The sequence below is a fragment of the Amorphus orientalis genome, from assembly GCF_030814015.1.
Classification (GTDB): Bacteria; Pseudomonadota; Alphaproteobacteria; order Rhizobiales; family Amorphaceae; genus Amorphus; species Amorphus orientalis.
In genome coordinates, this window is record NZ_JAUSUL010000001.1 from 842,122 (window position 1) to 864,071 (window position 21,950).

Sequence of the window (21,950 nt, forward strand, 5' to 3'; positions counted from 1 at the left end):
TCGGCTCGAATGGAAACAGCGGCCCTGTCTGAAAGAGCTCCGGATTCAACCGCTTGAGCCGTTCGTGGGCGCCTGGTTCGACCCGTCGGACAACGCTCCCGCCTACTCCTCCCGGCAGACCGAAACCACGCTACCGTCCTGTTCGCAGGCGGCGAGGGTGGAATTGCGTTCGGCCGCAGCATCGAGACGTGCTGACAGCGCGGCCGCATCGATCGGCAGGGCGAACTGTTCGTCCACGGCGAACTCGCCCACGGCCTGGCGGATCCGCTCCCGGTCGGCCGGGTCGGCGTCGCTGTCCAGATACTGGAGGTCCTTCAGGTGGCCGACCACCGCCGGATCCGACAGCGCCTGGTCCATGTCGGCGCCGTCCGCGTCGTCCGACGCGCCGGCGCTTTGCTGAGGCTGCGGCGCCGCCTCGTCGCCAGCCGCTCCGGGATAGATCACGCGGGAGACCGTGTCGTCCTGGGTGATCGGACGTGCCTCGGCCGAGCGGACCGGTCCGCGGGGCCCCTCCGGGACCTGGCCGTCCACGGTCTCGGCCACGGTTTCAGGATTGCCGTCCTCGGGCGCGGAAATCTGCTCATCGACGACTGCCGCATTCGGGTCCTGGACCGGATCGGGCAGGGGCGCGCTTTCCACCTCGTTGCTCGCCGTGTCCTGTCCCTCGGCCGTCGCATCTTCAGACAGCGGGACCGGGCTGCCGTTCGTTTCGCCTGTACCGTCGGCGGTTTCCTGGGGCAGCAGTCCGCGCCGGCGCAGTTCCTCCTCCGGCATCTCCGGCACCGGATCGTTCGGGTTCGACGCGACCGCGGCGCCGGTGGACTGCCGGCTGACGATCACCTCGGGCTGAACCATCACCCAGATGCCGTCGGACCGGCGGCAGCGGAAACCTTCCATGACGATCCGCTCGCTCTGATCCGCGGCCACATAGTTGATCTGATACTGCCGGCACGGATTGGCGCAATTCACACACGGCTGGCCGCCGCGGCGGGTGACCGGCGAATAGGGCTGGACGCTGACGCTTGCACCGGAGGGCGCGTTGATGCTCTGGGGCGAGCCGGGCGGGGTGACCTGAAGGATGCGGTGAAGCTGCTGGTCGATGGCGCCCAGGTCGCGCGGCGGGATCGGTCCTTCCTGGGCTGACGCGGTGACCGCAAACGCGAATGCGGCCGCGACCAGCGCCGCCAGCAGGCGGGCGGTTCGGGCCATTGCGCGCGGGCGGGCGAGAGCGCTCGTCATGGGGGCGTCGTTCCTGTCCATCGTGTCCCTGTGTCGGCGTTCGGGTGCATCGCGCGGTGCGGACGCAGAAGGCGCGGCACTCCGTTCACGCTGTTTACGCGACCTTCTGACCGACCATCAACGTCGAGTTCGGCGGGAAGGTGGCGCACAGCCTCATATAGGTGCGCCTGGAGCGGGCGAAACGGTGGGAGGCGGTGAAGGGCTGTGTCGATTCCGTGAAAATCGCCCCTTGCCGATGCGCTTTGGGCTCCTTATAACCCCGTGCGTTCGCGATTGCGAACGACGTGCGCCCTTCGTCTATCGGTTAGGACGCCAGATTTTCATTCTGGAAAGAGGGGTTCGACTCCCCTAGGGCGTACCACTTATCTCATTGAATTTTATGGCGAATGCTGCCCGGAACGGGCGCCCGCCCGCGCCGATCAGGCGCGAGCGCCTGATCGGCTGGAAACGGCATTCGATCCGTCACCCGGGACATGTCTCTTCCAGACCGGTCCGGTCCGGAGAGGGGCCGCTTCAGTCGCCGGCGAGCGCGTTGCAATCGACCTCGATGGCCGCGTTCTTGGGGATTTCCGGCACGATGATCGTCGAGCGAGTCGGCGGCGATTCCGGGAAGAACTCCGTGAACACGGCGTTCATTTCCGGAAAGTCATCGATATCCGAAAGCAGGACGATGCACTTGAAGGTCCGGTCGAGCGACGTGCCGGCGGCTTCGAGCATATTCTTCACATGTCCGAACGCCTGACGGGCCTCAGGCGTGATGCCGCCGGGAACGAGATCCTGTCCACCTTCGGCCGTGCCGAGAACGCCGCCGACATAGACGACGTCCCCCGCGCGAACGGCGCCGGAATAGGGCAGGCCCTCGACCGCCGTGGAGGGATAGGTCTTGAGTTCCGCCGGCGCGGCGACGGCCGTGCCGAGCCCGATCGCGAGTGCGACGCCGGCTGCAGAGAGTGCCTGGATCGATCGTTTCATAAGACTGTCCTTTCGTGCTGTGGGCCCACCTCATCCGGGCTTGCCGCGAGGTGGTGCCGGGAAAGCCCGGAGCTGCGGCGTCGCCGCCAGAAGGGCCGGTCGTGAAAGCGCGCTTCGCGTGCGTACACGTCCACGCGCCCGCGGCTGAAACGCTCAACGCCCGTGCGGAGCCGCGCCGCATAGGTTTCCAATTCGGAGAGATCGCCACCAAGGGCGGCCGTGACGGCGTTTGCCCCGTGGAGGCCGGTCCACAGCGCGGTCGTCATTCCGTGCGCGGAGAGCGGGTCGAAGGCGGCGGCAGCGTCACCCACGGCGAGCCAGTCCGGCCCGGCGCTCTCTTCCAGCCACGATGTGCCGGCCGGAGCGAGGCGGGGCGGCTCTGTGAGCGCGTAGCCGGCACTGTCGATCCATTGCGAGATGTAGGCCGTCTGCCCGGCCATCCGCCGCCAGAGATCGAGATTGCCGCTGAGCCCGCGCGGGATCAGATCGGGGTCCGAGTAAAACTGCACGACGAGCCGACGGTCCGCCAGAAGCGCGGCGTACCACCAGCCGTCGTCCACGGCCTCGATCAGCGTCGCGGGCGTCGGGTCGATGCCGGTATCGTGCTGCGTCAGGACCGTGCAGGCGGCCACCAGCCGATCGATGCGACGGACCCGGCCGGTGCGGCGGCCGATCAGCGCGCGACGACCGGTGGCGTCGATCAGGAACCGGGCGGGGATCACGTCTCCGGCGTCGGTGGTCAGGGTCCAGCCGGCCCCCGTGCGCCGAAAATCGGCGAGGGCCGCTTCGATCCGCTGGATCCCCCGGCGCTTCACCAGATCGAACAAGTCCGCCTCGAACCGGCCTCTGTCGAGGATCAGGCCCAGGCCCTCGGGCCGTGCGGCGGCGTGCTGCTCGATCAGCGCCGACGTGCCCCATGACGTGAAGCTGGCGGTCGCCGGCCGATGGGAAGGCGCGGTCAGCAGGTGGCCAGCCTCCAGGTCCGCAAGAAGGGGCAGAGCTGCGGCGGCGAGCGTTTCACCGGGCTTTTCGGCCGGAGGCGGCGGGGCGATCAGCGTGACGGGGATGCCGCGCCTGCCCAGGGACAGGCATGCGGCACAGCCCGCGATGCCGCCCCCGACGACCGCGACCGCACCGTCCGGTATGTCGCCGGGAGACATCGGCGGCTACGGAAGCTGGCCGTCGTCCGGCGTCCAGCCGAAGCGGTTCTCCATGGGCCCCCGTCCGACCTCGACATACATCCTGGCCGGAATGGCGTCCGGACGATCGGGATCGGTCGGCCCCGGCCGTTCGACGACGAAGCCCATCCTCTGCCAGAGATTGATCATGTTCTGGATGCCGTCCCAGTAGCTGGCGTTGGCGTGGTAGCCGATCCCCGGCACGCCGCGAGCCCACCACACACGGTTTTCGAAGAACTTCGTGCGTTCCTCCGGGGGCAGGTCGGTCCGCATCAGCTGATTGTAGAACTCCTCCGGCAGCACATCGACCGGCAGCAGCGCCGGCCACCAGACCGGGACGGGGAAGTCGTCCTGCATGGCGACCCGCTGGCAGCTGAACGCGTCGGGCTGCCACGGCAGGCCCATCCAGCGGGTCAGGTCGCCGGCCATCTGCGGCCCGATCGGCGGGTTGTCTCCGGTCGTGGCTCGCTGGAAATCGAGGATCCGGCCGACATTCTGAACCAGCGAGGACCGATTGCCCCGGCCGATCCGGAAAGGCTCGGCGTCGGCGTTGACGTTCCGCGCATAGAGGGGCGGCAGCCGGAGATAGTAGGACAGCTCGACGCCCGGATGGAAAGCGCCGCCGGAGCAGGGTTCGAGCGCGGCCCGGGTCAGCGCATGGGGGCGCTGTTCGATCGGCAACTCATCGAGGCTCTCGACCGCATCCAGGCTCGCGTCGGTGAAATCGTCCTCGAAGTCGCCCTCGGCCCATCGGCGCAGACGCTCATATTGCAGCTTCGGAAACTGGAACCACTGCAACGGGCTGCCGTTGTGGTCGATGCCGTCGCCCGGCATCATCGGCATCTTGAGATATTCTTCCTTGAAGGCCGACGGACCCATGTTGTGCGGGTTCCGGAACTTCTCGAAGACCTCCTGGCGGAAGGCCCGGTTGGCCTCGCTCGGATCGGCGAGCTGGGCGAGGTAGGCGTCGCTGGAGAAGTCGCCGATATCGAGCCAGCCCTGGCGCATGTTGGCCGCCGCGGACACCCACTCCATCAGCGCCAGCCGATAGAACGTGGGGTAAATGTGCTGGCGGAAGGAGAGCGGCGTTTCTGGCAGCTCGCTCCAGTTCTGCTCCCAGTTCATGCTCTCGATGACGTCGTAGAGGGTGGAGATCGGAGGGATCTCGGGCGCGAAATCCGGACCGACGCAGGCAACCCAGGCACCGTCCGCCTCCAGCACTTCGCCGTCGGGAAGCGTGACCGTGGCATCGACCGGGCCGTCGCACCAATCGTCGTACCAGCCGTCATTGTCGGCGAAGCTGGTGATGGGAGCGCCCTGCGGCGTGCCGGCGACACCGTCGGCCGGAACGACGAGCAGCCGCCCGGCGTCATCGGTGCGCACCTGTCCGAGGCCGACGTCCATGGCGTCCCAGAAGCGGCCTTTCATGGCGTAGTCCGCAACGTCGCCGTCCCAGTTGACGCGCGCGCCGCTGATTTCGACCGGCCCCGGATCCACGACAAGCATCTTCTCGCGCTGTGCCGTGCTGGTCAGATACTGGTTGCGCATCCGGGTCGGGATGCCCGGTCCGTGCGCTTCGTTGTCGTGGGGATTGGTGAAGCCGTACCAGGCCGCCTTGGTGTTGGCGACGTGGACGCGCCAGTCGATCCGGGCATCGTCGGACGTCAGTTCCCTGACCACGCGCCCCTGGTCGTCGAAGCCATAGACCCGGAAGCGCTGAACCTGCTTCTTGATGAGGGAATCGCCGTCCTTGTAGCCGCCTTCGGGACGGGACGGGACGCCGGGAATTTCCGGGGCGTAAAACCACTTCTGGCTTCCGCCGACCCTGCAGATTCCAAGCGCCGGATAGATCCCGACACGCGTGATCTTCGCACCCGCCGGCGCCGCCTCCGCCGTTGGTGTCGCGGCGACCGCCACTTTCGGCAGGAACGGCAGTCCGGCCGCTGCAAGTCCGCCCATGGCGCCAAGTCCGGCGAGAAAGTCACGTCGTCTGAAATCGGCCATGCTGGTCTTCCCTCACCGCTCCACTTCCGACGCAGGCCGGACGTCCGGAGTGTTCCTATTCTTTTAGCAGGCCGGCGTATTTCTGGTCAAATTACTATTTATTAATGAAATAATTTAGTAGTAAATAATATTTATTTTAATAGCTATGTCTATATGAATATAATCTAGAATAAATTCTAAGTAATAAAGTGTTCTTGCGCTCCTTTTCCGGAGCAAGGAGAGCGGACGGGACGATGAGGACCGGCTCACGATGCTGAGCCTGGGCGCAATTCTTGTCGCCCGGATGTCTCCGTCCGAGCAGAAACGGTCTTGGCGGAGCGATCGGCGCGCCCTTTGACGGGGGTGCCGACCGCTCCGGTCGTCCTTCTCACCTGAGGTCTTCGGGGAGGAGATCCTCAGGGATGTTCTGGTAGCAGACGGGCCGGAGGAAGCGGCGGATGGCGAGCGTGCCGACCGACGTGGTCGACGGGTTGGTGCTGGCCGGGTAGGGGCCGCCGTGCATCATCGCGTCGGCGACCTCGACACCGGTCGGGAAGCCGTTGGCCAGGATGCGGCCGGCCTTGCGCTCCAGGATCGGCATCAGCTGGCCGGCCGCGCCGTGATCGCCCGCGTCCATGTGCAGCGTGCAGGTGAGCTGGCCGTCCATCTGACCGGCAATCTCCACCATCTGGTCGACGCCTGTCACCCGGACCAGCAGACCGAACGGGCCGAACACCTCCTCGCCGAGCTCCGGATTGGCCAGGAAGGTCTGACCGTCGGTGACGTAGAAGTCCGGCGCGGCGGCACGGCCGTCGGCGTTTGAACGCAGCTTCTCGCGCAGGGTGTTCACGCCTGAGAGCTTGTCGCGGCCGGTCCGGTAGGCCTCCGCGATGCCCTCCGACAGCATGGTCTGGGGGCCGGTCTCACTGAGCGCCCCGGCGGCCGCCGTCTCGAAGGCCTCGGCCGCGTCCCCGTCCTCGATCAGCACGATGCCGGGATTGGTGCAGAACTGGCCGACGCCCATCGAGAGCGATCCCGCCCAGGCGGTGCCGATCTCGCTAGCCCGCGCCCGGGCCGCGTCCGGCAGCACGAACACCGGGTTGACCGAGCCGAGCTCGCCGAAGAACGGGATCGGCGTCTCGCGCCGGTTGGCCAGGTCGAACAGGGCCCGGCCGCCGCGCAGCGAACCGGTGAAGCCGATGGCAGTGATCAGCGGATGCTGGACCAGGGCGGTGCCGGCCTCGTTGGTGTTCGACTGGATCAGCGAGAACACGCCCGGATGCTGGCCGGTCGATTTGATCGCCGCGAGGATCGCCTCCGCCACGATCTCGCCGGTTCCCGGATGGCTCGGATGGCCCTTGACCACCACCGGGCAGCCGGCCGCGAGCGCCGAGGCGGTGTCGCCGCCGGCGGTGGAAAAGGCGAGCGGAAAGTTGGAGGCGCCGAACACGCCGACGGGCCCCAGCGGGCGCTGGATCAGGCGCAGGTCCGGACGCGGGCCGGGCTGGCGGTCCGGCTGGGCCGCGTCGTGGCGCCGGTCGAGATAGTCGCCGGCGCGGATGTGGCCCGCGAACAGGCGGAGCTGGCCGGTGGTGCGGCCGCGCTCGCCCTGGAGCCGGGCCTCGGGCAGTCCGGTCTCGCGGCTGCCGATGTCGGTGATCTGGTCGGCGCGCGCCTCGATCTCGTCGGCGATCGCCTCCAGGAAGGCGGCGCGGGCCTCGCGGCTCGACGCGCCATAGGTCCAGAACGCCTCCTCGGCGGCGGTCACCGCGGCGTCAACGTCCGCCGCCGTGCCCAGTGCGAACTCCGACGCCGGACCCGTGGCCGGCTTTGAGGAAAACCTGCCGCTCCCGGAACGCCAGTCACCGGCGATCAGATGGTTGCCGTGCGGGGTGAAGCTCATAGCGCGTGCTCCTTCGTGACGGGTCGGCTGAACAGTCTCGTGAGGCAAATGCCGGCGGCTACCGGTCGTTCCGACGCCGCCATTCGTCGAACTTCGCCTGGTTCTCGTCCCGTGTGCTGGGATAGAGACCGATGATGCCGCTTCCGCCATTCACCTGTTCCAGAACGAAATCCTCGTAGGTTTCCATGCCGATGCACTCGTCGGCGAGTTCATCGGCCAGGTGAGCTGGTATCACCATGACACCGTCGCCGTCACCCACCATCACGTCGCCGGGGAAGACCGGAGCGTCGCCGCACGCGATCGGCACGTTGATGTCGAGCGCCTCGTGAAGGGTGAGGTTGGTCGGTGCGGACGGGCCGGCGCAATAGGCGGGCATGTCGAGGGCGCCGATCCCTTCGGCGTCGCGAAACCCGCCGTCCGAGACGACACCGGCGGCGCCGCGCACGGCAAGGCGCGTGATCAGGATCGACCCGGCAGTCGCCGCGCGCGCGTCCTTGCGGGCGTCCATCACCAGGACCCACCCTTCCGGGCAGGTCTCGATGGCGACCCGCTGGGGGTGCTGCGGATCGCGGAACACGGTGATCGGATTGCGGTCCTCGCGCGCCGGAATATAGCGCAGGGTGAACGCCTGTCCGACCATGTTCTCCGGCTTGCGGGCGACCGGCCGCACGCCCTGGATGAACTGGGTGCGCAGGCCGCGCTTGTAGAGCGCGGTGGCGATCGAGGCCGTGGAGACCTTCTTCAGCTTGGCCCGGGTCTCCTCGGTGAGGACGTAGTCGCTCGTGCTGTCGTGTAAACTCATGGCTGCCTCAGAAAATGTCCGGTTCGCCGGCGCTGCGGCCGAAATCGGATTGCAGGAAGTCGAAGTCGCACCCCTGGTCCGCCTGGGTCACGTGCTGGGAGAACATGTAGCCGTAGCCGCGCTCGAACCGGGCCGGGGGCTGTGTCCACGCCGCCCGGCGCCGCGCGAGCTCGTCCTCCCCGACCAGCATGTCGAGCCGCCGGTTCGGAAGATCGAGGCGCACGGTATCGCCTGTCTTGAGAAGCGCCAGCGGGCCGCCGACGAAGCTCTCCGGCGCGACGTGGAGGATGCAGGCGCCGTAGGAGGTGCCGGACATCCGCGCATCGGAGAGGCGCAGCATGTCGCGATGGCCCTGACGCAGCAGCGCCTTCGGGAGGGGCAGCATGCCCCACTCCGGAAAACCGGGACCGCCGAGCGGACCGGCGTTGCGCAGCACCATGACGTGGTCCGGGCCGACATCGAGGGTCTCGTCCTCGACCGCCGCCTTCATCTCCGGGTAGCTGTCGAAGACCAGGGCCGGTCCTTCGTGGACGTAGAATTTCGGATCGCAGGCGGCCGGCTTGATGACCGCGCCGTTGGGACACAGGTTGCCCCTGAGAACCGCGAGCGACCCTTCCTGGTAGACCGGGTTGGACAGCGGCCGGATGACGTCGTCGTTGTAGACCTCCGCCCCTTCGACGTTGGCGGAGACCGGTTTGCCGGTCACCGTGAGCGCGGACCCGTCGAGGCGCTCCAGCAACTGCCGCATCAGCGCACGCAGGCCGCCGGCATAGTAGAAGTCCTCCATCAGGTAGGTGCTTCCGGCCGGACGGATGTTGGCGATGAGCGGCGTCGCGCGGCCGAGGTCGTCGAGATCGTCGAGGTCGAGATCGACGCCGGCGCGGCGCGCAATGGCGATCAGGTGGACGACCGCGTTGGTGGAGCAGCCCGTCGCCATGGCGACGGTTGCGGCGTTGCGGCAGGCGGCCTCCGTCACGATCCGGTCGGGGGTCAGGTCCTCCCAGACCATTTCCACGATGCGGCGCCCGCAGGCCGCCGACATGCGCTGGTGGCCGGAATCGACGGCCGGGATCGAGGAGGCGCCGGGAAGCGTCAGCCCGAGGGCCTCGGCGAGCGCCATCATCGTCGCGGCGGTGCCCATGGTCATGCAGGTTCCGGCGGAGCGCGCGATGCCCCCCTGGATGCCGATCCACTCGGCCTCGTCCAGGTTCCCGGCGCGCCGCTCGTCCCAGTACTTCCAGGCATCCGACCCGGAGCCCAGCACCTTGCCGGCGTAGTTGCCGCGCAGCATCGGCCCGGCGGGCAGGTAGATCATCGGCACCCCGGCCGAGATCGCGCCCATGACGAGCCCCGGAGTTGTCTTATCGCAGCCGCCCATGAGCACGACCCCGTCGAGCGGATGCGAGCGGATGATCTCCTCGGTCTCGATGGCCAAAAGGTTGCGGTAGAGCATCGAGGACGGCTTGGTGAAGCTCTCGTCGACCGAGAGCGCGGGCATCTCCACTGCGAAGCCGCCGGCCTGGGTGACGCCGCGTTTCACGTCCCGGACCCGGTCGGGAAAGTGGGAGTGGCAGGTGTTCAGCTCCGACCAGGTGCTGAGGATGCCGATCACGGGCTTGTCGCGGAAATCCTCCTCCGCGTAGCCGAGCTGCATCATCCGGGAGCGATGGCCGAAGCTGCGCAGGTCGTCCGGCGCGAACCAGCGCGCCGATCTGAGGTCTTTTGGGTCTGTCTTGGCCATGACTCTATCCGGTGAACGCGAAGATCAGCCAGCACACGATGGCCGTGAGGATCACGCCCAGGAGTTCCGGCCAGTTTCCGAAGTCGTGATGGTCGCTTCGTTCCTCCTCGCCGTACTCGGCGGCCGGGAGGTCTTCGTCCTGGTGGGTGAGATTGGGATCGCTCATGGTCCGGCCTCCTCAATCCAGCAGCGCCGGCAGCCAGAGCGCCAGCTGGGGGAAAAACAGGACCAGGAAGAGGCCCGTCGCCTGCAGCGCGATGAACGGCAGGACCGCGAGGAAGATCTCCTGGAGCTCGATCCCTTTCGGAGCCACCGACTTGAGGAAGAAGCAGGCCGGTCCGAAAGGCGGGGAGAGGTAGTAGATCTGGATGTTCATGGCGAAGAGGACGCCGAACCAGATCGGGTCGAAGCCGAGATCGGTGACCACCGGCGCGAAGATCGGCACGGTGATGAAGATGATCGCGATCCACTCCAGAAACGTCCCGAGCAGCATGACGATCAGCATCATCACGACGATCACCCAGATCGGGGCGATGTCGAGCGAGGTCAGGATGCCGTGCAGGAAGTCGCCGCCGCCGATCCGGTTGTAGATCCCGATCAGCGACACCGCGCCCAGCACCAGCCAGATGATCGAGCCGACGGTGAGAACGGTCTGGCGCATGGCGTCGCGCGCCATCACCCAGTTGAGTTCCTTGCGGACGGCGGCGACCCCGAGTGCCCCGACCGCTCCGATCGCGGCGGCCTCCGTCACCGTGGCGACGCCGGTGTAGATCACGCCGAGCACGGTCGCGATCAGGAGCGCCGGCAGCACGACGCCCTTCAGGAACTTCAGCCGCTGGAAGAAGGGCAGGCCGGTTTCGGGGATGTCGAAGATCGGCGCCATCGCCGGATTGAGCCGGACGCGCACGAGGATGTAGCAGATGAACAGGCTGGCCAGGATCAGGCCGGGCACGGCCGAGGCCGCGAACAGCTTGGTGATCGAGACCTGCGCGGCGAGGCCGTAGACGATCAGGACCACCGACGGCGGGATCAGGGTCGCCAGCGCACCGGCGGCGCAGATGATGCCGATCGACAGCTTGCGGTCGTAGCCGAGCCGGAGCATCTGCGGCAGCGCGATCAGGCCGAGCATGACGATCTCGCCACCCATGATGCCGGACATGGCGGCCAGCAGAACGGCGACGATGCAGGTCTGCACCGCGACGGAGCCTCGGAACCGGCCGCCCATGATCGCCATGGAATCGAACAGCGACTTGGCGATCCCGGAGCGCTCCAGCACGTTCGCCATGAACACGAAGAAGGGCACGGCGATCAGCTCGTATTTGTGCAGCACTTCGCTGACGTTGGCGGCGACGATGAAGTAGCCGGCGCGTTCGCCGAAATAGAGAAGCGCCGTTCCCAGTGAGACCGTGAGCGTCGTGATGCCGAGCGGAACGCCCAGCGCCATCAGGGCCAGGAGCGCGGCGACGATGAGGAATGTGATCGATTCAATGCCCACCGGAGGTCTCCCGCTCCGTGCCCAGCGCCCAGCGGATGATGTTGGAGAGCAGCTGCAGCAGGTAGAGAATGCAGCCCACCACCAGAAGCGCCTTCAGGTAGGTCGGCTGGATCGAATTCATCGCGGTGCCGGAATGTTCGACACGGGAGATGGCCTTCATCGCCGGATCCCAGAGGGCCAGCGTCAACACGAGGATCGCCCCGGCGGCGATCAGCATCTGGATCAGGCGGAAGACGTGCCAGGTGCGCGGGCCGACCAGCAGCTCCAGCATGGTGATGGAGATATGCCGGCTGCGCTCGGTGACGTAGCCGACCGACAGCACCCAGGCGCTGGCGCACAGGGCCATCGCCAGTTCGGTCGACCAGACGGTCGGGCTGTCGAAGCCGTAGCGCAGCACCACTTCGAGCGCGGATACGGCGATGCAGGCGAACAGAAACACCGTACACGCCTGGCCGAGGAACACGCTGACGCGGTCCATCAGCTCGGTGTAGGTGGACAAGATGCGTTTCATGGCTGTGGCCCTGGCTGTCGCACCCGGGGAGGGGCGCCGGCGCATGGAGATCGGCGGCAGACGGCGCGAAGGGAAGGACGGTCGTCCGGAGCCCGGTGCGGTCGGGCTCAGAGCGCCCGACCGACCGGCAAATGGTTCAGGACCCGCGCGTCAGGCGGGGCTGGACCGCTCTAGTCTTTGAAGAGACCGATCTCTTTCATGTAGTCGAGGTTCGCCTGGAGGGCTTCCTGGGCGAGCTCGGACTTCTGCGCGTACGCCTTCCACTGCTCACGCGCCACTTCGCGCAGCTGGTCGCGGTCTTCCTGGGCCCAGTCGATGACTTCGATGTCTTCGCTGGCGTCGTCCCGGGCGGCCAGTTCCTGGTCCTTCTTGGAGACTTCGGCGGCCATCGCGTACATGGCGTCGTACCACCACTTGCGAAGCGCGGCCTGATCCTCCTCGGACAGGGACTCCCACGTCTCGGTGTTCACCGTGAACTGCATCGACGGCATGGAATGGATGCCGGGATAGAGCGGGTAGGGGGCCACGTCGTGCAGGCCGGTGGCGTCGTTGTTGACGTAGGCCGATGCGTCGGCCGCGTCGACGATGCCTTTTTCGAGGGCGCCGAAGACCTCGGAGAACGGAATGGCGACAGGGGAGGCGCCAGCGGCCTGGAACACGGCGGCGGCCAGACCTTCCGGCGAGCGGATCTTCTTGCCTTCGAGATCCTCGAACGTGCGGATCGGCACCCGGGCGACCAGGGCTTCACGGGAGTAGGGGCCGCACGCCACGACGGTGACTTCGCCATCGGCCACGGAATCGGCGGCCTTCTGCATCATGGCCTCGCCGCCGCCGTCGCGGCAGAAGCCGAGCATCTGTTCGGGGGTGTCGTAGCCGGAAATCAGGTCGCCCATGATCGCGTAGGCCGGCTCCAGACCGGCGAAGTAATTCACCGAGGTGAAGTCGCCGTCGATGACGCCGGCCGCGACCGCTTCGGGCGTGTCGCGCGAGGGAACCACCGAACCGCTGGGGGTCAGCTCGATCTCGATCCGCCCGTCGGTCATCTCCTGGATCTTCGGAAGCCAGTTTTCGGTCAGGTATTTTGTGGAAAAATCACCGGCGTTGAAGGATGTCTGGATGGTCAGCGTTTCCGCATGGGCCGCGCCGGCGATGAGCGTGGCTGCGGAGACGGACAAGGCGAGCTTGGCGAATTTCATTGTTTTCCTCCCATTGAACCTTGAGGGAGCCTATCGGCACCCCACATCTGATGCACTAATATATCAGTGTATCGCGGTCAAGTTGGTGTCTATAGAGAGTTGCGCACATCGCTGGTGGCGGCGAGGGGCAAAGGATGAACGACGCACTATTCACGAGCGGCTCGGTGGCCGGAGAAACGATGCGCGGATCGCCGGTGCGGCGGATCTCTGCCAGTGACCAGATTCACGCGGCGCTGCGCGAGCGCATCGTGTCGCTGGAGCTGAAGCCGGGCCAGAACCTCTCCCGCTCGGAGACGGCCGAGTTCTATGGGGTGAGCCAGACCCCGGTGCGCGACGCGATGCTGAAACTCCAGCAGGACGGCCTGCTGGTGATCTATCCGCAATCCAAGACCGAGGTCTCCCGCATCGATGTCGAGCAGGCCCGGGAGACGCAGTTTCTCCGCCTGTCGATCGAGCTGGAGGTGGCGCGCATCCTGGCAGCCGCTGGTGAACCGCAACTTCTGGCCGCGACGCGCCGCGTCCTCGACGAGCAGGAAGCGGCCCTCGCCGAAGGCGATCTCGACCTGTTCTCGCGCCTCGACCGGCAGTTTCACCGGTCCCTCTGCGAAGCGGCGGGCGTCGTGAACCTCTGGCTTCTGGTCACGGCCCGCTCCGGTCACATCGACCGTCTGCGCAACCTCAACCTGCCCGAGCCCGGCAAGGTCTCGAATATCGTCCACTACCATCGCCAGATTCTGGCGGCGATCGAGGCGGGAGACCGGGCCGGCACAGAGGAGGCCGTCCGGGGCCATCTGTCGGGCACGCTCGCCGCGGTCGACGAGATCAGGGACCGCCATCCGGACTATTTCTGAGCAGTCCGAGCAGGCCGGCGTTCGGGTGGTGAGCCCGGTTGCCCGGCCGGGTCAGCCAGCCTTGCGGCGCGCTTCGGTGTCGGCGCGCGCCGGATGATCCGTGACCGTGGGGTCCGGCGTCGCTTCGGCCAGAAGCTCGGCGGCCACATTGCGGAAGAGATCGGCCATGGCCCCGAAAAGGGGTGCGCGTGCCGAACTCTGGCGCCAGACCAGCGCGATCCGGCGATTGGGCACCGGATTCTCGAACGGGATCAGCCGGACGGTGTCCGGGCCTGCGGTGCGGCGGTGGGTGGCGAGCTTGGGAAGAAGCGTGACGCCGAGACCGGCGCCGACGATGTGGCGCAGGGTTTCCAGGCTCGCCGCGCGGAAGGCCGACTGCTCGACCGCGCCGGACATCTCGCAGATGTCGAGCGCCTGATCCCGCAGGCAGTGGCCGTCTTCCAGCAGCAGCAGCTCCTGGTCGCGGATCTCGTCCAGGGCGATCGAGCTCCGCTCTGCGAGCGGATGGACCGGCGGGACCGCCAGCAGGAACGGTTCCTCGAACAGGAAGCTGGCGATCAGCTGGTCGTCCTGGAGCGGCAGGGCCAGAAGCGCCACGTCGATGTCGCCGTCGCGCAGATGGCTGATGAGGTGGGAACTCTGTTCCTCCACGAGCGAAAGCCGGAGGGCCGGAAAACGTTCCGCGAAGCGCAGCATCACGCTGGGCAGGAAATAGGGGCCGAGCGTGGGGAATATCCCGAGGCGCACCGTGCCGCTCTCCGGATCGCGGGCCTGGAGGGCGGTGTCCCTGATGGACTGGACCTCGGCGAGGATGCGGCGGGCGCTTTCCACCGTCGCTTCCCCGACCGATGTCAGGATGACCCCGCTGGTGCTGCGTTCCACGAGCGCCGTGCCGAGTTCCAGCTCCAGCTTCTTGATCTGGGTGGAGAGCGTCGGCTGGCTGATGTGGCAGGCTTCCGCCGCCCGGCCGAAATGCCGGTAGCGGGCAAGCGCGAGCAGATATTCCAGTTCCCTGAGGGTCATCGCGAACCGCCTTGGCGCCGGTCGGCAGTCAGGCCGCCTGGCTTGCCTGCTCCTCGTCGTCCGCCGACGAGCGGATGAGGTGGTCGAACGCGGCGAGCGACGCCTTCGCGCCTTCACCCACGGCGATGACGATCTGCTTGTAGGGCACGGTCGTGCAGTCGCCGGCAGCGAACACGCCCGGCAGCGAGGTTTCGCCGCGGTTGTCGACCTCGACCTCGCCGCGATCGGTGAGCGCAACGGTTCCGCGCAGCCACTCGGTGTTCGGCAGGAGCCCGATCTGGACGAAGATGCCGTCGACATCGACCTCCTTCAGGTCGCCGCCGATCCGGTCCTCGTAGGTGAGGCCGATCACCTTCTTGCCGTCGCCGCGGACCTCGGTGGTCTTGGCAGACGTCAGCACGGTGACGTTGGGCAGGCTGCGCAGCTTGCGCTGGAGGACGTCGTCGGCGCGCAGCTCCGCATCGAACTCCAGAAGCGTCACGTGCTTGGTGATGCCGGCGAGATCGATGGCCGCCTCCACGCCGGAATTGCCGCCGCCGATCACCGCCACCGGCTTGCCCTTGTAGAGCGGGCCGTCGCAATGAGGGCAGTAGGCGACACCCCGGTTCATGTATTCCTCTTCGCCCGGCACGCCCATCTGCCGCCAGCGCGCGCCCGTCGACAGGATGACGGTGCGCCCCTTCACCGAAGCGCCGTTCTCCAGCTCGACCTCGAACATGCCGCCGTGATCGCGGAGGCCCGTCGCGGTCTGGAGGTTCATGACCTCCACGTCGTAGTCGGCGACATGGGCCTCGAGCGCCTTGGCGAAGTCCGGCCCCTCGGTACGGCGGACGGAGATGAAGTTCTCGATGGCCATGGTGTCCAGAACCTGTCCGCCGAAGCGTTCTGCGACGACGCCGGTGCGGATGCCCTTGCGCGCGGCGTAGATGGCCGCGGCCGCGCCCGCCGGCCCGCCGCCGACGACCAGCACCTCGAACGGGGCCTGGGCCTTGATCTTCTCGGCGGCGCGGGCGCTGGCGCCGGTGTCGAGCTTGGCGATGATCTGCTCGACCTCCATGCGGCCCTGGGCGAACGGCTCGCCGTTCAGGAACACGGAGGGGACGGACATCACCTCGCGCGCGGCGACCTCGTCCTGGAACAGCGCGCCGTCGATGGCGACATGCCGGATGTTCGGATTGAGGACCGCCATGAGGTTGAGCGCCTGCACCACGTCCGGGCAGTTCTGGCAGCTCAGCGAATAGTAGGTCTCGAAGCGGAAGTCGCCGCTGAGCGCCTTCACCGCCTCGATGACGTGCTCCTCGACGCGCGGCGGGTAGCCGCCGGTCTGCAGCAGGGCGAGCACCAGGGAGGTGAATTCGTGGCCGAGCGGGATGCCCGCGAAGGTCAGGTGGATGTCCTCGCCGGGGCTCGTGAGGGCGAAGGCCGGCGCTCGGTCGCCGTCGGCGGTGCGTTCGCTGACCGTGATCAGGTCGGAAAGGCTCGCCAGTTCGGCCAGAAGCGTCGCCATTTCCTGCGACTTGGCGCTGTCGTTGACCGTGGCGACGATCTCGACCGGACGGACCATCTTCGTGAAGTGGTCCTTCAGCTGGGACTTCATGGCGTCATCGAGCATCACAGTCTCCTTGCGCGAGATGTCTCGCGCGCATCTTGCGACGGACGGACCCGCCGATCGGCGCGGGCCCCGGGGAAGTCGATCGGGTCAAGCGAGTCGCGGGAGGGAGCGGATCTCGGACCGTCGATCGGAATCGGTCGGGTGGCGCAGCCCGAAGAATGCGGTCGTCTCTCGCGAACGCACCACGCGACGTTGCGCCACGGCAGCGGCCCTCCGCCATCGGGCGGAGAGCCGTTCGCATCGGTCGATCAGATCTTGCCGACGAGCTGCAGAGACGGTGCCAGCGTCTGCTCGCCTTCCTCCCACTTCGCCGGGCACACCTCGTCCGGGTGCGCGCGGACGTACTGGGCGGCCTTGACCTTGCGGACCAGGTCCTTGGCATTGCGGCCGATGCCCTCGGCGGTGATCTCGATCGCCTGGATCACGCCGTCAGGGTCGACGACGAAGGTGCCGCGATCGGCGAGGCCCTGATCCTCGCGCATGATCTCGAAGTTGCGCGTGATGGTGCCGGTCGGATCGCCGATCATCGCGTACTGGATCTTGCCGATGGTCTCGGACGTCTCGTGCCAGGCCTTGTGGGTGAAGTGCGTATCCGTCGATACCGAGTAGACTTCGACGCCCATGCGCTGGAGTTCGTCGTAATAATCGGCCAGATCGCCCAACTCGGTTGGGCAGACGAAGGTGAAGTCGGCCGGATAGAAAAAGAAGATCGCCCACTTTCCTTTGATGTCGGCGTCGGAGACATCAACGAACTTGCCGTTGTGGAAGGCAGTGGCGGAAAACGGCTTTACGGCAGTGTTGATAACGGACATTCTTAATCCTCACATCCATGTCCAGCGGGTCGTCGGTGGCGGGACCATATTCGCTGCAGTGCAATATGTGAAATAGATATCAAGAAAGAAACCGATTGAGAAATCCTATTGTCGCGTGAAATTGTAACTTAAAGGCGAGTTATTATTTACAAAAACTCTTTTGATTGATTTCGGCGCCGTTCTGCAAGTATCAGGTGCTTGGTATTATTTTGAGCTGCCTTGTTCGAGTTTTGTAACTTTGGGTTTTCGGCCGGTGTTGGCCGATCCGGTCGCTCGTCTGCAGATCTGCAAGCAAGTGGGTCCAAAGTGCAGGTGCCGGATGAAGGGGCTGGAAAACCGTTGGCGGGTCGGTGACCTCGGATTTTTTGCAGTGCACAGGCGTGACAAGCTCACCCGGCCCGAACGGGCACCCCGGAGTGGCGTGACCGGTCGAAGGGTGCGATCGGCCACAATTTTTTCGTTCTGTTTTGAAGAACGAAAACTCATGAACAATCTATTTTAATTCCGCCTTTCCGATCGTTAGCTTCCCGGCGTTCGTCCAGTTCTGCCGGGAGATCCGCCGATGCCGCTGCTGCCGTTGTTGTCCCTGATTGCGCCCCTTGCGCTTGCCGTCGGCGCTTTTGTTGCGATGAGGGGGCCCGGGCTGCGGCCTGTCGGCGTCGCCCGTCTTCTTCAGGTCTCAACGCTGGTGGCACTGGCGAGCGCGATCGCGTCCGCGGTCGTCCTGGTGGCGACGGGGCCGGCGACCACCACACTGATCGGCACGCAGCGCTTCGGCCTCAGCCTGCGCCTCGACATCGTCAGCGTGGTGATGCTGGTCCTCGTGGCCTTCGTCGGGTCCGTGGTGATGCGCTTCTCCGTCCGCTATCTCGACGGGGAGGCGCGGCAGGGCCCGTTCATGGGATGGCTGGCGGCGACGCTCTGCGCGGTGCTGTTCCTGGTCCAGGCCGGCGATCTCGTGCTGCTGGCGGCCGCCTGGGTCGCGACCAGCTTCTGTCTTACCCGTCTGCTTCTGTTCTATCCCGACCGGGTTCAGGCGCGGCGCGCGGCCCGCAAGAAGTTCATCATCGCCCGCATGGGCGATGCGGCGCTCGCCATCGCGGCGGTGCTGATCGCGATCGGTTGGGGCACGACCGATATCGCGTCGATCCTGGATCGGGCGGCGGCCGGAGACGCGCCCGCCGCGGGGCTCGCCGCGGCCGGATTTCTGGCGCTGGCGGCGGTGATGAAGTCGGCGCAGTTTCCGGTCCACGGCTGGCTGACGGAGGTGATGGAGGCGCCGACCCCGGTCTCGGCCCTGTTGCATGCGGGCGTCATCAATGCCGGCGGCTTCCTGCTCATCCGCTTTGCCGACGTGATGCTGCTCGCCCCCGGCGTGCTGGCGTGTCTGGCGGTGCTGGGCGGACTCACGGCGCTCCTCGGCGGGCTCGCCATGCTGGCCCAGCCGGCGGTGAAGACGTCCCTTGCCTGGTCGACCATCGCCCAGATGGGGTTCATGATCATGCAGTGCGGGCTCGGGCTGTTTCCGCTGGCGCTGCTGCACATCGTCGCCCACTCGCTCTACAAGGCCCATGCGTTTCTCTCCGCAGGCGAAGCGGTCGAGACGGTCGCGGCGAACCGCCGGCCGGGGCCGGTGGCGGTGCCGGGCGGCCGGGCCGTGCTGCACGCCTTCGTGCTGGCGATCCTGATCTACGGGGTGATCGGGCTGGCCTTCGGGATCACGGGGAAGTCGCCCCAGGCGATCGCGCTCGGCGCCATCCTGGTCTTCGGCGTCGCCTATCTCCTGGCCCAGGGGCTCGCCGACAAGGCGCCCCGGGTGCTGACCCGACGCACGGCGATCTACGCCACCGCGGCGACCGTCGGCTACTTCGCGCTCCAGACGGGCGCCGAATGGCTGACCGCAGGAACGCTGCCGCCGGCCCCGTCTCCCACCTCGCTGGAATGGGCCACCCTCGTGCTGGCGGTGGTGAGCTTCGGGCTCGTCGCGATCACCCAGGCGGCGTTTCCGCTGTGGGCCGGGCATCCGGCCGCTTCCGGGATGCGGGTCCACTTCGCCAACGGGCTCTACGCCAACGCCGTGCTCGACAAGCTGGTCGGCAACTGGGCCGTGCGGAGGTCGTCATGACCGTCTCCCCGTTTCCGGTTTCCGCGCCCGTTCCCACCCCGATCAACCCGACACAGGAGCCTCGCTCAATGGACGGTCTGACCCTCATCGAGGCTGCCGAAGCCGCCGGACGCCAGATCCCGCCGCTGTGGCCGCTGGCCTCGTCCGTCGCGGTCAATCCGTTTCTCGGTCAGGCCGGTCTCTCGCTGGCGGAAACCGGCGCTCGGCTGGGCCGGGCAGGCGGCATCCCGGTCACGCTTCCGCGCACCTGGTTTGCCGATAAGATCGCAGCCGGCGAGATAACCGCCGAGGATCTTGCGGCCGCGCTTGCGGCGTGCAGGCACGCCGACCGCCCGCGGTCGGTCGAGGATCTCAGGGCGAGGGCCGGCCGCAACCGCGAGGTGCCGGCGCCGCCGCCGACCGTGGCCGATCTTGCGGCGCAGGCGAGCGGGACCGACTGGCCGGGGCTTCTGGAGAACCGGTTCGGGGCCTGGGCGGCGGGCTATCTCGATGAGGGCCAGGCGCTCTGGGCGGCCGCGCGCGACAAGTCCGCATGGCGGACCTATCGCAACCATGCCAGCCATGATCTCGTGCCGGAGATCATGGGGCTCACCGGCTTCGCCGTCTTCGTCAACGACGCGCCGGAGCGGCCGCGGGACGCGATCGCCCGGGCCGTCGACCGGCTCGAGATGGACGCCGGTGCGCTCGGGACCTACTTCCATCGCCTGTTGCTCTCGCTCGGCGGCTGGTCGCAACTGGCCCGCTACCGGCTGTGGCAGGCCGAGCTCGATGGCGGGACGGACCGGACCCTGTTCGACTTCCTGGCGATCCGGCTGCTCTGGGAGGAGGCGCTCTACGCCCGCTACGAGGACGAGATCGCTCCCGACTGGGCGGAGGCGCGCGCCGCCTATGCGGCGCCCGTCACGCCCGACGCCGAGGACGTCGTCGACGAGATCCTGCAGGAGGCGGCCGAGCGCGCCGCCCAGCGCACGCTGGCCGCAACCCTCGCTGCCCCGGCGCGAGATCGGGCGGACGGTCGGCCCGCGCTGCAGGCGGCGTTCTGCATCGACGTCCGGTCCGAAGCCTTCCGCCGCGCGCTGGAGAGCGTGGATCCCGGCATCCGCACGATCGGTTTCGCGGGCTTCTTCGGGATCTCCGCGGAGCACCGCAGGTTCGCCTCGGACGTGGAGGAGCGGCATCTGCCGGTTCTGCTGACGCCGGGGGTCACCAGTTCGGCGACCGGACCCGACAACGAGGCGGCCGACCGCGCCGCCCGCATCGCCGCCCGGGTCAAGCGGGCGTGGGGCCGGTTCAAGCTGGCTGCAGTGGCCTCGTTCGCCTTCGTCGAGGCCATGGGGCCGGTGTATGCGGGCCGGCTCGTCGGCGACACGTTCGGCCTGCGCCACCGGAAGAAGGGGCCCGATCCGGCCCCGAGATTCGCGCCGGAGCTCACGGTGGAAGACCGGGTGGCGATGGCGGAAACGGTGCTGAAGGCCATGTCGCTCACCCGGGGCTTCGCCCGGCTCGTGCTGCTGCTCGGCCATGGCGCGCGGGTCGTGAACAACCCCCACGCCAGCGGGCTGCAGTGCGGCGCGTGCGGTGGCTACGCCGGCGACGTCAACGCGCGCCTGCTGGCCGGCCTGCTCAACGAGCAGGTCGTGCGCGACGGCCTGCGCGAGCGGGGGATCTCGATTCCGGACGACACGCTGTTCGTCGCGGGTCTTCACGACACCACAACGGATGCCGTGACGCTTTTCGATTTGGAGGGCTCCGTCGCCGCGGACTTGCACGGGGACGACTTGAACCGCGTCCGGGGCTGGCTCTCCCGGGCTGGTCTGCTCACCCGGAGCGAACGCGCCCTGAGGCTGCCGGGCGCCCACGGCCCCGCGGATATTTTCGGCCGGGCACGCGACTGGTCGGAGGTGCGGCCGGAATGGGGGCTGGCCGGCTGCCGGGCCTTCATCGCCGCACCGCGCGGACGCACCGTCGGCCGCGACCTGACCGGGTCCGTCTTCCTGCACGACTACGACTGGAAGCAGGACGCCGAGACCGGGTTCGGTGTCCTGGAGCTGATCCTGACGGCACCGGTCGTGGTGGCGAGCTGGATCAGCCTTCAGTACTACGGCTCGGCGGTGGCGCCGGAGGCGTTCGGTGCGGGCAACAAGCTGCTGCACAACGTCGTCGGCGGGATCGGCGTGGTGGAAGGCAACGGCGGCGCGCTCAGGGGCGGCCTGCCGTGGCAGTCTGTGCATGACGGCGAGCGGTTCGTGCACGAGCCCCTGCGGCTGACGGTGTGCATCGAGGCGCCGAGAGAGGCGATGAGCGACATCCTGGAGCGCCACGAGAGCGTGCGCGCGCTGTTCGACAATCGCTGGCTGCACCTGTTCGCGCTGGAGGAGGGTCAGCCTGCCTGGCGCTATGAAGGCGATCTCGCCTGGACCCGCGAGCCCCGACACGACGGCGAGGCGGTGACCACCGCGTCGGCAGTCGCCTGAGGTGGCGGCCGTCCCGCCGGGTATCCGCTGACC

The 21,950-nt window shown here is 67.5% G+C and carries 17 protein-coding genes and 1 tRNA gene; 4 read left to right on the plus strand and 14 right to left on the minus strand.

The features are described 5' to 3' along the window. Positions 1-102: 102 nt before the first annotated feature. Positions 103-1,239: a hypothetical protein gene (locus tag J2S73_RS03755; protein ID WP_306884079.1), complete on the minus strand. Its 1,137-nt coding sequence runs from the start codon at positions 1,237-1,239 to the stop codon at positions 103-105. A gap of 286 nt (positions 1,240-1,525) precedes the next feature. Here J2S73_RS03755 and J2S73_RS03760 point away from each other — a divergent pair. Beyond that, a tRNA-Glu gene (locus tag J2S73_RS03760) sits at positions 1,526-1,600 on the plus strand. A 152-nt stretch (positions 1,601-1,752) separates the two neighbouring features. Here the strand turns inward: J2S73_RS03760 and J2S73_RS03765 are convergent. The 10 genes from J2S73_RS03765 to dctP form a co-directional block, all read right to left on the minus strand. Beyond that, complete coding sequence (locus J2S73_RS03765) at positions 1,753-2,211, minus strand: RidA family protein (protein ID WP_306884080.1); 459 nt, start codon at positions 2,209-2,211, stop codon at positions 1,753-1,755. Continuing rightward, entirely contained in the window at positions 2,208-3,371 is a 1,164-nt protein-coding gene (goxB, locus tag J2S73_RS03770) for a glycine oxidase maturase GoxB (RefSeq protein WP_306884081.1), read from the minus strand. Before goxB ends, J2S73_RS03765 begins: the two co-directional genes overlap by 4 nt. A 6-nt stretch (positions 3,372-3,377) precedes the next feature. After that, positions 3,378-5,393 carry a CTQ-dependent glycine oxidase GoxA gene (goxA, locus tag J2S73_RS03775; protein WP_306884082.1) on the minus strand — a complete coding sequence of 672 codons (2,016 nt, stop codon included), beginning with the start codon at positions 5,391-5,393 and terminating at the stop codon, positions 3,378-3,380. A gap of 367 nt (positions 5,394-5,760) precedes the next feature. Further along, on the minus strand, positions 5,761-7,275 hold the full coding sequence (locus tag J2S73_RS03780; RefSeq protein WP_306884083.1) for an aldehyde dehydrogenase (NADP(+)): 1,515 nt from the start codon (positions 7,273-7,275) through the stop codon (positions 5,761-5,763). 58 nt (positions 7,276-7,333) lie between these two features. After that, a complete protein-coding gene (locus tag J2S73_RS03785; RefSeq protein WP_306884084.1) occupies positions 7,334-8,077 on the minus strand; it encodes a ribonuclease activity regulator RraA in 744 nt (247 codons plus the stop codon). A gap of 7 nt (positions 8,078-8,084) precedes the next feature. Continuing rightward, a complete protein-coding gene (gene araD, locus J2S73_RS03790) occupies positions 8,085-9,818 on the minus strand; it encodes an L-arabinonate dehydratase (RefSeq protein ID WP_306884085.1) in 1,734 nt (577 codons plus the stop codon). Positions 9,819-9,822: 4 nt separating this feature from the next. Further along, positions 9,823-9,984, minus strand: a complete 162-nt coding sequence (locus J2S73_RS03795) for a hypothetical protein (protein ID WP_306884086.1) — start codon at positions 9,982-9,984, stop codon at positions 9,823-9,825. Positions 9,985-9,996: 12 nt separating this feature from the next. Continuing rightward, on the minus strand, positions 9,997-11,313 hold the full coding sequence (locus J2S73_RS03800; RefSeq protein ID WP_306884087.1) for a TRAP transporter large permease: 1,317 nt from the start codon (positions 11,311-11,313) through the stop codon (positions 9,997-9,999). After that, on the minus strand, positions 11,303-11,824 hold the full coding sequence (locus J2S73_RS03805; RefSeq protein ID WP_306884088.1) for a TRAP transporter small permease subunit: 522 nt from the start codon (positions 11,822-11,824) through the stop codon (positions 11,303-11,305). The genes J2S73_RS03800 and J2S73_RS03805 overlap by 11 nt, the downstream gene beginning before the upstream one ends. A gap of 170 nt (positions 11,825-11,994) precedes the next feature. Continuing rightward, complete coding sequence (gene dctP, locus J2S73_RS03810; RefSeq protein WP_306884089.1) at positions 11,995-13,020, minus strand: TRAP transporter substrate-binding protein DctP; 1,026 nt, start codon at positions 13,018-13,020, stop codon at positions 11,995-11,997. 134 nt (positions 13,021-13,154) lie between these two features. Here dctP and J2S73_RS03815 point away from each other — a divergent pair, with 134 nt between their 5' ends. Next, positions 13,155-13,871, plus strand: coding sequence for a GntR family transcriptional regulator (locus tag J2S73_RS03815; RefSeq protein WP_306884090.1), 717 nt, complete (start codon positions 13,155-13,157; stop codon positions 13,869-13,871). Between the two features lie 51 nt (positions 13,872-13,922). On the opposite strand, the gene J2S73_RS03820 is transcribed toward J2S73_RS03815, so the two are convergent. From J2S73_RS03820 to ahpC, 3 genes are all read right to left on the minus strand, one after another. Continuing rightward, positions 13,923-14,894, minus strand: a complete 972-nt coding sequence (locus J2S73_RS03820) for a LysR substrate-binding domain-containing protein (RefSeq protein ID WP_306884091.1) — start codon at positions 14,892-14,894, stop codon at positions 13,923-13,925. A 28-nt stretch (positions 14,895-14,922) separates the two neighbouring features. Then, positions 14,923-16,506, minus strand: a complete 1,584-nt coding sequence (ahpF, locus tag J2S73_RS03825) for an alkyl hydroperoxide reductase subunit F (RefSeq protein WP_306884092.1) — start codon at positions 16,504-16,506, stop codon at positions 14,923-14,925. A 248-nt stretch (positions 16,507-16,754) separates the two neighbouring features. Continuing rightward, entirely contained in the window at positions 16,755-17,318 is a 564-nt protein-coding gene (gene ahpC / locus J2S73_RS03830; protein WP_306884093.1) for an alkyl hydroperoxide reductase subunit C, read from the minus strand. A gap of 562 nt (positions 17,319-17,880) precedes the next feature. Between ahpC and J2S73_RS03835 the strand changes: the two genes are divergently transcribed. Next, complete coding sequence (locus tag J2S73_RS03835; RefSeq protein WP_306884094.1) at positions 17,881-19,443, plus strand: proton-conducting transporter transmembrane domain-containing protein; 1,563 nt, start codon at positions 17,881-17,883, stop codon at positions 19,441-19,443. A gap of 68 nt (positions 19,444-19,511) precedes the next feature. Then, positions 19,512-21,917 carry a YbcC family protein gene (locus J2S73_RS03840; protein ID WP_306884095.1) on the plus strand — a complete coding sequence of 802 codons (2,406 nt, stop codon included), beginning with the start codon at positions 19,512-19,514 and terminating at the stop codon, positions 21,915-21,917. Positions 21,918-21,950 lie beyond the last annotated feature (33 nt).

Excerpts from the sequence above, each read along its gene's own strand:
- J2S73_RS03755 (WP_306884079.1), bottom strand. The coding sequence starts at position 1,239 with ATGACGAGCGCTCTCGCCCGCCCGCGCGCAATGGCCCGAACCGCCCGC.
- J2S73_RS03765 (WP_306884080.1), bottom strand. The coding sequence starts at position 2,211 with ATGAAACGATCGATCCAGGCACTCTCTGCAGCCGGCGTCGCACTCGCG.
- goxB (WP_306884081.1), bottom strand. The coding sequence starts at position 3,371 with ATGTCTCCCGGCGACATACCGGACGGTGCGGTCGCGGTCGTCGGGGGC.
- goxA (WP_306884082.1), bottom strand. The coding sequence starts at position 5,393 with ATGGCCGATTTCAGACGACGTGACTTTCTCGCCGGACTTGGCGCCATG.
- J2S73_RS03780 (WP_306884083.1), bottom strand. The coding sequence starts at position 7,275 with ATGAGCTTCACCCCGCACGGCAACCATCTGATCGCCGGTGACTGGCGT.
- J2S73_RS03785 (WP_306884084.1), bottom strand. The coding sequence starts at position 8,077 with ATGAGTTTACACGACAGCACGAGCGACTACGTCCTCACCGAGGAGACC.
- araD (WP_306884085.1), bottom strand. The coding sequence starts at position 9,818 with ATGGCCAAGACAGACCCAAAAGACCTCAGATCGGCGCGCTGGTTCGCG.
- J2S73_RS03795 (WP_306884086.1), bottom strand. The coding sequence starts at position 9,984 with ATGAGCGATCCCAATCTCACCCACCAGGACGAAGACCTCCCGGCCGCC.
- J2S73_RS03805 (WP_306884088.1), bottom strand. The coding sequence starts at position 11,824 with ATGAAACGCATCTTGTCCACCTACACCGAGCTGATGGACCGCGTCAGC.
- dctP (WP_306884089.1), bottom strand. The coding sequence starts at position 13,020 with ATGAAATTCGCCAAGCTCGCCTTGTCCGTCTCCGCAGCCACGCTCATC.
- J2S73_RS03815 (WP_306884090.1), top strand. The coding sequence starts at position 13,155 with ATGAACGACGCACTATTCACGAGCGGCTCGGTGGCCGGAGAAACGATG.
- J2S73_RS03820 (WP_306884091.1), bottom strand. The coding sequence starts at position 14,894 with ATGACCCTCAGGGAACTGGAATATCTGCTCGCGCTTGCCCGCTACCGG.
- ahpF (WP_306884092.1), bottom strand. The coding sequence starts at position 16,506 with ATGCTCGATGACGCCATGAAGTCCCAGCTGAAGGACCACTTCACGAAG.
- ahpC (WP_306884093.1), bottom strand. The coding sequence starts at position 17,318 with ATGTCCGTTATCAACACTGCCGTAAAGCCGTTTTCCGCCACTGCCTTC.
- J2S73_RS03835 (WP_306884094.1), top strand. The coding sequence starts at position 17,881 with ATGCCGCTGCTGCCGTTGTTGTCCCTGATTGCGCCCCTTGCGCTTGCC.
- J2S73_RS03840 (WP_306884095.1), top strand. The coding sequence starts at position 19,512 with ATGGACGGTCTGACCCTCATCGAGGCTGCCGAAGCCGCCGGACGCCAG.